At 38.1% G+C, this 13,235-nt stretch carries 11 protein-coding genes; 3 read left to right on the top strand and 8 right to left on the bottom strand.

Annotated features, from left to right (window positions below; translation table 11 throughout):
- Positions 1-12: 12 nt before the first annotated feature.
- From FFS26_RS01995 to FFS26_RS01965, 7 genes are all read right to left on the bottom strand, one after another.
- On the bottom strand, positions 13-1,452 hold the full coding sequence (locus tag FFS26_RS01995) for a SusD/RagB family nutrient-binding outer membrane lipoprotein (RefSeq protein ID WP_110011251.1): 1,440 nt from the start codon (positions 1,450-1,452) through the stop codon (positions 13-15).
- Positions 1,453-1,463: 11 nt separating this feature from the next.
- Positions 1,464-4,487 carry a SusC/RagA family TonB-linked outer membrane protein gene (locus FFS26_RS01990; protein WP_110011250.1) on the bottom strand — a complete coding sequence of 1,008 codons (3,024 nt, stop codon included), beginning with the start codon at positions 4,485-4,487 and terminating at the stop codon, positions 1,464-1,466.
- A 215-nt stretch (positions 4,488-4,702) separates the two neighbouring features.
- A complete protein-coding gene (locus FFS26_RS01985; protein ID WP_171006218.1) occupies positions 4,703-5,404 on the bottom strand; it encodes a LytR/AlgR family response regulator transcription factor in 702 nt (233 codons plus the stop codon).
- The gene (locus FFS26_RS01980; protein WP_228406564.1) at positions 5,385-6,422 is read right to left on the bottom strand and encodes a sensor histidine kinase; all 1,038 of its coding nucleotides are present in this window, start codon (positions 6,420-6,422) and stop codon (positions 5,385-5,387) included. Before FFS26_RS01980 ends, FFS26_RS01985 begins: the two co-directional genes overlap by 20 nt.
- Positions 6,423-6,591: 169 nt before the next feature.
- Positions 6,592-6,987 carry a DoxX family protein gene (locus FFS26_RS01975; protein WP_137904137.1) on the bottom strand — a complete coding sequence of 132 codons (396 nt, stop codon included), beginning with the start codon at positions 6,985-6,987 and terminating at the stop codon, positions 6,592-6,594.
- A 362-nt stretch (positions 6,988-7,349) separates the two neighbouring features.
- A complete protein-coding gene (locus FFS26_RS01970; protein ID WP_228449373.1) occupies positions 7,350-7,787 on the bottom strand; it encodes a TlpA family protein disulfide reductase in 438 nt (145 codons plus the stop codon).
- On the bottom strand, positions 7,784-8,044 hold the full coding sequence (locus FFS26_RS01965) for a hypothetical protein (protein ID WP_185149757.1): 261 nt from the start codon (positions 8,042-8,044) through the stop codon (positions 7,784-7,786). The genes FFS26_RS01970 and FFS26_RS01965 overlap by 4 nt, the downstream gene beginning before the upstream one ends.
- Before the next feature lie 151 nt (positions 8,045-8,195).
- Between FFS26_RS01965 and FFS26_RS01960 the strand changes: the two genes are divergently transcribed.
- Positions 8,196-9,860 carry an FAD-binding dehydrogenase gene (locus FFS26_RS01960; RefSeq protein WP_110011245.1) on the top strand — a complete coding sequence of 555 codons (1,665 nt, stop codon included), beginning with the start codon at positions 8,196-8,198 and terminating at the stop codon, positions 9,858-9,860.
- Between the two features lie 15 nt (positions 9,861-9,875).
- Positions 9,876-10,679 carry an SDR family oxidoreductase gene (locus tag FFS26_RS01955; RefSeq protein WP_137904135.1) on the top strand — a complete coding sequence of 268 codons (804 nt, stop codon included), beginning with the start codon at positions 9,876-9,878 and terminating at the stop codon, positions 10,677-10,679.
- A gap of 64 nt (positions 10,680-10,743) precedes the next feature.
- On the opposite strand, the gene FFS26_RS01950 is transcribed toward FFS26_RS01955, so the two are convergent.
- A complete protein-coding gene (locus tag FFS26_RS01950; protein ID WP_137904134.1) occupies positions 10,744-11,733 on the bottom strand; it encodes an aldo/keto reductase in 990 nt (329 codons plus the stop codon).
- Positions 11,734-11,958: 225 nt separating this feature from the next.
- Here FFS26_RS01950 and FFS26_RS01945 point away from each other — a divergent pair, with 225 nt between their 5' ends.
- Positions 11,959-13,230 carry an NAD(P)/FAD-dependent oxidoreductase gene (locus FFS26_RS01945; protein ID WP_110011242.1) on the top strand — a complete coding sequence of 424 codons (1,272 nt, stop codon included), beginning with the start codon at positions 11,959-11,961 and terminating at the stop codon, positions 13,228-13,230.
- The last annotated feature ends 5 nt before the right edge of the window (positions 13,231-13,235 follow it).

Here is a 13,235-nt window from a genome sequence, read left to right as displayed (position 1 = left end):
GATTTTGTTCATTTAATGGCTATCCCAAAATACTTTGGTGGTAAGCCTATCTCCTCCAATTGCCGTGGCAGCTTTGGCATAATTGGATCCATTAGTCGTTGCTTCTAAGGTGGGATACTGCAGCCTTACCGGAACTTTCCCTTCTGCATTGGCAATAGCTGTAGGTGGTGCCTGTAGCGCTGGATAATCCAAACGACGGTAAAAGTTCCAGGAAACCACCGGATGATTGTACATGGCTACCCAGGCCTGTTCTCCGATAGATTTCTTCCAGTTGGAAGCGTTATAAGGATTGTTTATTAGATATGTTTGAGCATCCTGATCAGAAAAACCCCATTCACGGAACGAAACCCTAACTGCATTTTTATATAAAGTTTCCGGACTGCCTCCTATTCCAAACCTGGCTGCTGCTTCAGCAAGATAAAAAGCCACTTCCGTATGCGTCATCAGATTTCCTGGAGTTATAGGAGTATAAGCAAAAGTTCCTGGTGCTGAAAATGCAGAAAACTCCCCCGCCAAACCTATTACCTGTCCTATATATTCTCCGTCTACATCCTGAAAATATTTTGTTATCCTTGGATCTGAGGTCATATTCATAAAATCAATAAAGGGTTTTCCTCCAAAAAAGTCATCCCTTCCGCTGTTCACAAGGTTTTCATACAATGGACTGAAATTGGGAGTCTCCGCCAGATACCGGAAAAGACCATTTTGAGATTCATCTGTAATAATACCTCCTGTAATTGCTGTATTTACTGTAGACTGTGCCAACGTTGGATTGATATCTGAAAGCGCAATTCCCAGTTTTAAAAGCAGTGAATTTCCAAACTTTTTCCATTTTCCAATATCACCGTTGTAAAGAATATCACCCGATCCGAAGGTTCCAGCTCCTTCCTCCAAATTATTAAGATCTGTTTTCAGTCTGCTGATCAAACTTTCATAAATCTGTCTGTCATCGTCATAAGCCGGAAGAGGAAATTGATGATGATTGAGTGCCTGACTGTACGGAATATCCCCAAAAGTATCTGCTAATGTCTGAAATGTATATACCGATAGAATATCTATAACAGCCAGCTGGTTTTTCTTCTTTGCGGGCCATGTATTCAGCTCTGATGGTCCAGGTTGGTATTGTTCCACAAGTTCTTTTGCTTTGTTCAGATTGTTGAGGACATTCACATAATTATCTCCCCATACATTGTTGGAAACATTTCTTGCCGTAAAGTTATAGTTACTTTCGTTCACATATGTGGTCTCCTGCCAGTACTGCATGATAAGACGGAAATTATTTTCATTAACACTTGGAGTCGTCATATAATCACTCAATTCCTTTTCTGCATAGGTAAGAAGAGGTTCCGGGGACATGTTATAAGCTACATGAGGATCAAGATTGACATCTTCGGAAGTACATCCTGCCAGGAATAAAGCCAGAAATGAACTTAATATAATTGTATTTTTCATTGTTATTGTTTTTAAAAATTAACTTTCACATTGAAGGCAAAATTTCTGGTAGCCGGCATAACTCCGGACTGGTATCCCTGGATACTTCCCGATGAAATACCTGCTTCAGGATCTGAATAAGGAAGGTTTTTATGAATGATCCAAAGGTTACTTCCTGTAAATCCCACAGTAAGATTCTGAATGCCGGTGTTTCTTAGAAAATTGGTATTAAAAGTATAAGAAACAGATAATTGACGGAGTTTTATAAAGCTTGCATCATACACAAAAGCGGCAACAGGAGGATCAGTTCCCAATGTCTGGCTGGACATAGACTTGTCAAGTCTGATCGTATTTGGAATATAAATTCCCGGGTTATTTGGATCCTGCATCACTCCGGGTAAAATAACACCACCTCCGTTATCCAGTGTATTTCTGATAGGGTTTCCGAGGTCATTTAGTCCGACGGAATCAGGATAAAGTCCGGTTCCATATCCATAATACTGGTCTAATGAGAATATTTTTCCTCCTTTTCGCCAGTCAATCTGAAAACTTAGATTAAAATTTTTATAGGTAAAAGAATTGGTTAGTCCAGCGATAAAATCAGGTTGAAAACTTCCAAGATTGTGATCAGAATCATCAGTATGAAGATAGGCTCCGTTTTTCCCTACAATTTTATTCCCATTCGGATCGTAGACAAAATCTGCACCCCAGATGCTTCCATATTCTTTATTGAGAGGTGCATTGATACTGATACCTCCCTGTAATGTACCTATGGTTATATTTTCAATACCTTCCCTGAGTGCAGTTACTTTCGTTTTAGGATTGGACCAGTTGAGCATTACATCCCAGTTGAAATTATTGAATTTTAGCGGTGTGATATTTAAAGACAATTCAATGCCTTTTGTGGTCAACTCTCCAGTATTTTGAATTTTTGCTGCTGAACCCGTTGCTAAAGATACAGGAAGCGGAAGAATCTGGTTAAATGCAATATTCCTGAACCAGGAAAGATCAAATCCCAATCTGTTTTTGAAAAACTGCATATTGGTTCCTATTTCAAAATTCTTCAGTTTTTGAGGCATAAGGTCGGCATTCCTTAAAGTTGTATTATAAGAGTAAACCGGGTTGTTAGCAAAAGAAGCCTGTGGAATAAACCGGTTTATTAATTGATCTGCGCCAGTGTCCGAGCCAACTTCCGCATAGGCAGCCCTAAACTTTCCGAAACTTAGCCATTCTTTTTTTAGCAAACTGGAAAATACCATACTTGCTGAAACGGAAGGATAATAATATGCTTCTTTCCCTTTGGGCAACGCTGTAGATTGGTCTCTTCTGAAAGTTCCTTCCAGATAATAGGTATTTTTATATCCTACAGAAGCCTGAATAAAAGCTCCGTAAATATATTTTGAAGTATCTGTAATCAAAGGCTTTGCCGGGGTTGCCGCGGAATTGGAAATGGTATAAAGTCCTGGAATATAAAGTCCGCCGGATGTTGTCTGTGCATTGGAATAGCTGGTTTGTACATTAATATTTCCACCCAAAAGAACCTGAAGATTGAGGTTTTCGACAATGTTCTTTTTATATGTAGCTATGAAATCATAATTGGTTTCTGTGAAGCGCAGATTGGTTACTGCATATCCGGAAGGCTGTTCTATGGGATTGAAACTGAAAAAAGCAGGAATAGAACCGGCAGCTCTTCTTTCTTCAGTAATCATATTGTATCCGTCCGTACCTACTCTAGCCAGTATATTCACCTCTTTGGAAAGATCATAGCTCAGACTGAAATTTCCTGCAAAGCGTTCTCTCTTATCATTCTGGTAATTCTTATATCTCGTAAAATAAGGATTATCCCAATAAGCGGGTGACAGGTTCACAGGATTTTTCATATTCCAGGTATAATTCTTATCAAAAGTATCAAAGAGATATTTCTGATATTGAATATCTACATTTGTTGCCCACCATTGCCGGAAATTTCCCATAATATTGTCACCATACCCTGTGGAATTTCTTCCTTTGGTACTTTGTACAATATAATTGGCAAAAATGCTAGCTGTAAGATTATCTGTAATTTTATATGAAGCATTTCCCCCCAAATTATTTTTGACCAGATAAGAATTCGGCATAATATCCGTTGCACTGGTGTTGGTATAGCTTAGTCTGAAGGAAGCCCGGTCATTAGCCCCGCTGAATGCGATATTATTGGTTCGGTTAGTAGCTTTATCAAAAAAGGTAATAGGACCGTTTTTAGCCATTACCCATGGAGTCTGTCTTCCAAAATTATGAGAGTCAGGAATAAACGCATCATATTGCCATACTGAAAGATTAGGGTCATAAGGAACTCCGTAAGAAGCATCATTCCAGAAATAAACCAGTGAGCCGTTTTGATAAGGGATTAAAGTATTTCCCAGGTATCCCTGTCCATACTGGGTCTGGTATTCAGGAAATGTGGATTTATCAATGGAAGAAACAGACAAGCTCCCACTATACTCGAGGCCGATCCCCTGTTTGTTTTTTTTACCTTTTTTGGTAGTGATGATAATGGCACCGTTTTGAGCTCTTGAACCATATAAAGCAGCGGCAGCGGCACCCTTGAGTATATTCACTGTCTCAATATCATTGGGGTTGATATCTGAAACAGGGCTGCCATAATCATACCCGTTGAATCCATTTTGTTGAGCAAGAGAATTAATATTTCTGTTGATGATCGGAACACCATCTACTACAAAAAGTGCCTGATTGTCCCCCAGGATAGATTTATATCCCCGGGACACTGCATCCACCGAGCCACCAAAATTAGTTGATTGTCTGATCTCAAGCCCGGCCACTTTTCCGGATAAATTGTTCATAAAATTGGTTGTGGGATTTCTGGTGAGGTCCTCTCCTTTTACTTCCTGTGTAGAATATCCCAGCGATCTTTTTTCTCTTTTTATGCCTAAAGCAGTTACCACGATACCTTCTATATTTTTAGTGGTAAGTGTGTCCTGTTTTCCCTGGCTGAAATAGGTTTCGCTTCCTATGAAAAAAGCGACTCCCACGCTTAAAAGCTTTAACTTGTATTTCATAATTATTAATTTTTTTAACGTATTGTTAATCAAAATTCAACAATTGGTGAAGAATACAGTGAAAGGAATATATCAACGGCAGGCTAAGATCTACTAAAATTCTAATTAATAAAGGATTAACTATCTACAACGGGCCGTTATCTGAAAAATTTTGAAGTTTTCTAATAATCTTCTTCAGAAAATCGGGATGAAATTTAAGAGCTTTGATATTGGTTTTAAAGTTCAATCAACGGTTTATAAGTTCTCCCCACAGGAAGCTTTTTTCCATTCACCTGAATAATATTGGCAGATTTTACTTCTATTTTTGACCGGGAAATAATATAGGATTTGTGGATACGGACAAACATTTTGGGATTCAACGCTTCTTCTATTTTACTGATGGGCATTTTAAAAGTGAGAGTCTCCGTTTTTGTATGAATATTAATGTATTCTCTTAAACTTTCGATGTAAAAAATATCCTGAAGAATAATTTTAACCTTCTTTTTACCACTGTTCAGGAATATAAAATCGCGTTCAGAAACTTCGAGTAATGCATCTTCTGCTTCCATTAAATGCTTGAATTTATCAATAGCAGTCAGAAAGCGGTCATATGGAATGGGTTTCATCAGATAATCCGTGATATCAAGCTCATAGCCTTCTACTGCATATTGATGATACGCTGTTGTAACAATTACAAAAGGAGGATTTTTTACTTTCCTTAGAAAATCAAAACCTTTTAGAACCGGAAGATGAAGATCAAGAAACATTAAATCTACATCATGAATACTTAAAAGACTGCTGGCATATACTGCATCTGCACATTTTCCTACCAGATTCAGTTCCTGATCCCGTAATATAAAATTTTCAAGAATTTCTGCTGCAATAGGTTCGTCTTCTACGATAATGCAATTGTATTTTTTAGAGGCTGATGGTATCATGAAAATCAATGGTTAAAGTTACAATGTAGCGGTTGCTCTTATCTTCCACGGAAAGCGTATGTTTTGGATAAAGAAGTTCAAGCTGTCTCCGGATATTTTTCAGTCCTATTTTTGTGGAATTTTCATGAGATTTTTCCTGTCTGGAATTTTCTACAAGGTAAGTAAGATTTCCGTTCTTTAAATGAATATCAACGGTAATAAATGCTTCTCCCAGACTTTCAGAAACGCCATGTTTAAAGGCGTTTTCTACAAACTGTATCAATATCAGGGGTGAAATTTCCTGTGAAGGATTATCAATATCTTCAGAAAAATTCACAGTCAGCTGATGGTACCGGATCTTCTGAATCTGTATAAAATCTTTAATATTTTCAATATCCTTGGCTATAGAAATGTTTTTTTCTGCAGCTTCATAAATATTATACCGCATAACTTTGGAAAGCTGCAGAATAACATCGGGAGTTTCGTCTGCTTTTTTCATAGCCATTCCGTAGATATTATTGAGGGTATTGAAAAGAAAATGGGGATTGATCTGTGCTTTCAGCATAGTAAGTTCCTGATCCAGTTTTTCTGACTTTAACTGAGAGATCTGTTCTTTGAGTATATTTTTCTGCCGGGTAATTTCAACCCCGAAAATAAGACCTGTCATAAAAATAAGATCCATGAAAGAATTGAAAGCCACATAACCATTGATAAATCCGGAAACCTGTTTACCGTCTAATGTTTCAATAACACCATAGATATCAGGATATATGATAAAATGTGTTACAAAACGATGGCCAAAGACAGCTGCTGTTACAATGAAAATATAGAGAATATATTTAAAAACAAATTTAAGATTAACCTTTTCATATACATACAGCAACACATAGGCTAACGGAATTTTAACCAGAAAATAACAGAGTTCCAGCATAAGGGCATTCTGAAGCCTTATCTGCCATTTGAAATCAGGAAACTGATACCTGGACCAGTAAAAGTCAAGGTAAACTTCCAGCGTATAATACAAGATCCAAAAAAGCAAATGAATCCGCCATTTAGATTGACTGTCTGATTTCAAGCTTATGATGATTTAAAAGTACAAAGTACCATTTATTAACCCAAATATAAACATATAAGTCTATCAAATGAAGCCAAAAATCTACAAACTGTTTCTTCTGAATCATCTTACGTGATAAAGATTCCTGAATAGGTTAACTCTTATTTTTATTCATAAAATATAAAGAAACTTCAGGATACATGAGATTGAAAAAGCAGAAGACCAGCAGGACATTGAATTCAATTCCATTGGTTCCGCCTCCTACTACAAACCAACCATTTTGCCAGTGAACATAATAAATCCCGGAAATAAAAATGAGAATATTACAGATAGCAACAGGCTTGATACATTGGTCAATCCACAGTAAAGGCACTGATAAAAGATGAGTCAGTTTTATGGCCCATGCTATATAAATTCCTGCAGGGCTGAAACCCAATCTGTCCAGATAAGCATGTCCGAAATCATTCACATCCCCACTGAAAATAGAAATCACACTATGCATCAGTAATATCACTGAAAGTGCCAAACGAAGGTAAAAACTTTTTTTCATAAAACAAAATTAGTATGCGAAAACATACACTTATCATTTTGTATATCAACAACTTTGAAAAAGGTATAAAAGTTTTAGTTTCAGCATAAATTGCAATTTTTATTATTGAGATCTATTATATGCAATATTAAATCTTTTTAATATTTCAATATAAAGTGATTTAATAAATACAATTTAGTATATTTACATTCAGATAAGACATAATAATGAATTTCCCCATAATCAGTAATCGGTCTTCATAAGATGTTTTACCTGGTTATAAAAACGATTCTAAGACACAAATGCTTCTATCTTTTTCAACTAAAAAGAGTGGTACAATAACTTACCACTCTTTTATATTATCACTGGAAAAATAACTTGTTTTAATTCTGTATCAAATTTTTCTTAATAAAATTTTCCAGTTCCTGGCCATGAAGGTTTTTAGCTATAATCGTACCCTGTCCGTCAATAATAACATTAAAGGGAAGCTCATCTACTTCATACAGCTTTGCTACAGGGCTTTTCCAGAATTTTAAATCGCTGATCTGTATCCAGTTGATCTGAAACCTGTCGATTGCTTTCTGCCAGCTTTCCTTATTCTTGTCTAAAGAAACACCCACTATTTCGAACTGATTTTTTTTAACCTGCCCGGAATAGCTATCATACATTGTTTTCAGTTGAGGTTGTTCTTCTACGCAGGGTGCGCACCACGTTGCCCAGAAGTCGATCAGAACCAGTTTCCCTTTTAATGCTGAAAGAGAAAATGAAGTTCCATCTGCCTTGGTCATTGTTATTTCAGGAGCTTTCTTCCCTACTTCTATGGTGGAATATCTTTAAGATAATTTCTCAGTTTTTCCAGATTTTCAGGTTCATGAGTCGGTCCGATGTCTGCAGAACCTTTCACAATAGCTTCAGGTCCTACTGAAATGATGACCAGATCTTTTGTTTTTTGATTTTCAATTCTGGAAGCCAGTAACGCCGGATCCATCAGCTGGTTGTCTTTCCATGGATTCTGTTTTTGCTGTGCCTGACTGAATATGGAACAAACCAGGCAGGCAATGATAAACAAATACTTCATACTTCTATTTTTCACAAGGATAAGTTGAAAAGTTCAGAGTTTCAGGGCTGATTACTCAAAGCAGGCTTATTTAGATTTTTAATTTTAAACCCGATTCCGAATAATTTTATACATTTATCTAACGTATTGTTGAATCAAAACACGCTTAACAATGGAAGAAAAATTCCAGCCTGATACAATTATTATCGGAACCGGACTGGCAGGGCTTACCGCGGCGATGGAAATTACCAATGCCGGAAAAAAAGTATTGCTTCTGGATCAGGAAACAGAGCAGAATATCGGCGGACAGGCATTCTGGTCCTTTGGAGGATTATTTCTGATTAATTCTCCCCAGCAAAGAAGAATGGGAATTAAAGATTCTTATGAGCTGGCACTGCAGGATTGGAAAGGTACCGCTGGTTTTGACCGTCCGGAAGATTACTGGCCCCGCCAGTGGGCTGAAGCTTATCTGAAATTTGCTGCCGGTGAAAAGTACGATTATATTTCCAAACTGGGAATCAGGCTGATGTTTATGGTGGGCTGGGCAGAGCGTGGCGATGGTTCGGCAACGGGTCATGGAAATTCCGTACCCCGTTTTCATGTGAGTTGGGGAACAGGCACAGGCGTGGTAAAACCCTTTGTAGAAAAAGCTTACAAAGCTCAGGAAAAAGGACTGCTTCAGATGAAATTCAGACATCGGGTAACTGAATTGATAGAGGAAAACGGCAAAATGAAAGGCCTTAAAGGAGATATTCTGGAAAATGATAACCAGGAAAGAGGTGCTGCAACGAACAGGAATGTCATCTCTGAATTTGAGTATACAGCGCCTAATATCATCATCACTTCAGGAGGAATTGGTGCCAATCATGACCTGGTAAGAAAAAACTGGCCGGAAAGATTAGGAAAAGCACCTGAAAATATGGTCTGTGGTGTTCCTGCTTATGTGGATGGAAAAATGATAGGCATTGCAGAACATGCCGGAGCTCATATCATCAATCCCGACAGGATGTGGCATTATACGGAAGGGTTGCAAAACTGGAATCCTATCTGGCCCGATCACGGAATCCGCATATTGCCCGGGCCTTCATCATTATGGTTTGATGCGAAAGGAAAACGTCTCCCCGCTCCTTTTCTTCCCGGTTTTGATACATTGGGGACTTTACAGTATATCCAGGAAACCGGATTTTCTTATTCCTGGTTTATTCTTACCCAGAAAATTATTAAAAAAGAATTTGCTCTTTCAGGTTCGGAACAGAATCCGGATATCACCAATAAAGATTATGCTCTTTTTCTGAAAAGGATTTTTGGTAAAAAAGCACCCGGACCTGTAGAGGCTTTTAAAGAGCACGGAAAAGACTTTATTGTATCAGATAACCTGGAAGATCTGGTTAAAAGAATGAATGAACTGGCAGGAAATAATCTCCTTAAATATGAAAAGATAAAATCACAGATTGAAGCCAGAGACCGGGAACTCAACAATAAGTTTTCAAAAGACACTCAGGTTAATTACATCAGAAATACAAGAAATTATTTAGGGGATAAACTGGGACGTGTAGCGGCACCACACAAAATTTTAGATCCTGAAAACGGGCCTTTGATTGCTGTACGTCTTACTATTTTAACCCGAAAAACGTTGGGCGGAATAAAGACCAATCTGAATGGCCAGGTACTGAGGGAGGATGACAGCGTCATTGAAGGATTATATGCTGCCGGAGAGGTGGCGGGCTTTGGCGGAGGCGGAATGCATGGCTACAGAGCTTTGGAAGGAACATTTTTAGGAGGCTGCATCTTCTCCGGAATGAAAGCGGGAAAATATATTGGCGGACTTAAAAACTAAATAATAGTATTGAACATGAGCAGTTATTTTGATCATAAAGTCATTTGGATCACAGGTGCATCATCAGGCATTGGAGAAGCTTTAGTGAAAGAGCTTTCCAGGAACAGCAATGCAAAAATTATTCTTTCTTCCAGAAAAGAAGAACAGCTTCATTCCGTTGCTGAGAAAGCTTGTTTGAGCAGAGACAGATATGCGGTCATCCCTTTAGATCTTAAAAATTATAAAGAAATGCCTTCCATTGCAGCAAAAGCAAAAGAAAAATTTGGAAGGATTGATATTCTGATTAATAATGCAGGATTGTCACAACGCTCATTAGCCATGGAAACCGATATTGAAGTAGATAAACAGCTGATCGATACTGACTATATCGGAACAGTAGCACTTACTAAATCTGTTGTACCTTATATGATTGAAAATAAAGGAGGACAGATTGTTGTTGTATCAAGTCTTATGGGAATTTTTGGAGCTCCTATGAGAAGCGGATACGCAGGTGCAAAACATGCTTTACACGGTTTTTTTGATGCATTGCGGGCAGAATTATTCAGCCGGAATATTAAGGTTACGATAATCTGTCCGGGTTTTATACAGACTGATATTTCTATTAATGCAGTCACCGGAGATGGTTCATTGCAGGGCACAATGGATGATGCTACTAAGAATGGCATGCCCGTAGATATCTTCGCCAAAAAAATGCTTTATGCCATAGAGAAACAGAAAAGACAACAAGCGATAGGCGGTAAAGAAGTGATGGCTGTTTACCTGAAACGATTTTTTCCAGGCTTATTAGCGAAAATAATCCGTGAAGCAAAGGTAGTATAAAGAAAAGCCCGATTCAGGAAAGAATCGGGCCTTTGAGTTAATTAACGATAATGGTTACCTTTATTTACCCAGGGACCTGTGCCTTTTCATAAATCAGTCCCTCATTTTTCAATTCTTTCCAGAATTCGGCAGGAATGTTGGTTTGCAAGGCATTCATATTATCTTTCACCTGCTCAGGCTGGCTGGCACCCGGAATAATGGAAGAAAATTCATCAGCGGCCAATACAAAATGCAGCGCAGCATCGATAAGACTTATATTGTATTTTTCGGCAATGGCAGTCATTCTGGCTCGCTTTTCATGCATTCCTTTCGGAATCACATCTTTATAATTATAGCGTTCTCTTCCTGCTATATAGCCTGAATTGTACCCTGCTCCCGAAACCAGTTTTACCCCTGCTTTTCTCACCACAGGAAGAAGACGGTCCACAGCATCTTCATGTTCCAGAATGGAATATTGCGTGGCCGAAAGACAGATATCCGGATCAGCAGATTCAATACAGTCTAAAATAGGTTCTATTTTATTAACACCCATTCCCCATGCTTTTATCACTCCCTGGCTGCGAAGTTCAGAAAGAATTTTAAAAGCTCCGTTTCTTGCCTGTTTCAGAAAATAAGGATAACGATCCCCTACCTGATCTTCAGACAGATCATGAATATAAACAATATCAATATGACTCAATCCGGTTCTTTCCAGGCTGTCTTCAATAGATTTTTGTACACCATAAGATGTATAATCATGGAAGAAGTCGTAGTTAAGAGGCTTTTTCCACATCGTTGGAGGAACTTCAGATTCCGGGACCTGTTGAAAAAGTCTTCCCACTTTTGTTGAGAAAATAAAATCATCTCTGTCCTGATTTTTAAGAAAATCTCCGAATCTCCGCTCACTTTTGGTCAATCCGTACCACGGAGAAGTATCATAATACCGCACTCCGCTATCCCACGCTATCTGTAGAATTTCCTGAGCCTTTTCATCCGTAATGTTTTCAAAAGCTGTTCCTATTGCTACACCCCCTATTCCCAGTCGGTGCTTTTCTGTTAAAATGTCTGATTTCATATGTTGAATATTTAAAGTGTTGGATGATTTTTACAGTACAAACATCATGCTGCCCTCCATAGAAATGTTAAAAAGAAAATTGTAATGAAACACTGAAATCCGTACCAGCTGCCGGAGCAATAACTATTTCAGTATTTTGAATATTATGTTAAATATTTATTTCGTAGCTCCTTTGGTCTTGTTATTGAATGAATTTCAGTACACCATTTGAAATAATCACATACTATGAAAAAGCACATTCTAATCGTAGGAGGAGGATTTGCGGGTATTAACCTTATCAAGTCTCTTAAGAATGATAAAAGGTTCAGAATAACGCTGGTCGATAAAAACAATTATCATTTTTTCCCGCCACTTATCTATCAGGTAGCTACTTCGTTTATAGAAGCTTCCAATATCAGTTATCCTTTCAGAAAATTGTTTTCAAACAATAAAAATGTGAAATTTCACATGGGAAGCCTGGTCAGGGTAAATCCTGAAAATAAGACTATAGAAACTGATACCGGAAATCTCAGCTATGATTATCTGGTGCTGGCATTGGGCACAGAGTCCAATTTTTTCGGAATGGAAAATGTAAAGAGATGTTCGCTTCCGATGAAAAATATAGAAGAAGCCCTCTATCTGAGGAATCATATTCTGCTGACTCTGGAAGAAGCCGCTAGAAATAAAGACATTAAAGAAGCCGAAAAACTTCAGAATATCGTGATTGCCGGAGGCGGACCTACAGGAGTAGAACTGGCAGGAATGCTTGCGGAAATGGGAAAATATATTGCCCAGAAAGAATATCCGGAAATCAAACTGGGACTTTCCAATCTTTACCTTATTGATGCTTTACCTACTTTACTTTCGCCTATGAGCCAGCTGGCCCAGAAAACGGCCTATGAGAAGCTGAAAGAATTAGGTGTGAAAATCCTTTTGAATGTATCTGTAAAAGATTATAAAGACTGTAAAGTCATTCTGAGCGACGGAAATTCTATTGAAACAGAAACCTTGATCTGGACTTCCGGAGTCATTGGAAAAGAAATCCCCGGTCTGCCGGAAGAAACTATCGGGAAAGGCAGACGAATATTGGTGGATGACTATAATAAAGTAACCGGAACTACCAATATTTATGCATTGGGAGACATATGTCTGATGCTTACCGAAGAAAAATATCCAAAAGGACATCCTCAGCTGGCTCAGGTTGCCATTCAGCAGGGTAAAAATCTCGCTTCCAATTTTAAACGGATAGAAGACGGAAAGGTACTGGAACAATTCCGGTACAATGATAAAGGAAGTATGGCCATCATATCAAAATACAATGCAGTAGTAGATCTTCCGAAAAATTCCTTTAACGGTTTTATAGCCTGGCTTACCTGGCTTTTCATCCACATCATTCCTTTGGTAGGGTTTAAAAATAAACTTCAGCTGGCCATGGACTGGTTCCGGCTATTTATCACCAATAATCCATCCATCAGGCTTATTCTCTTTCCGAAAAGAAATACAGGAAACGGATCATGATAAAA

Source organism: Chryseobacterium sp. 2VB (assembly GCF_005503635.1).
GTDB lineage: Bacteria > Bacteroidota > Bacteroidia > Flavobacteriales > Weeksellaceae > Chryseobacterium > Chryseobacterium cupriresistens.
The sequence above is the reverse complement of the archived record's forward strand: the minus strand, read 5'-3'. Positions and strand labels throughout refer to the sequence as shown.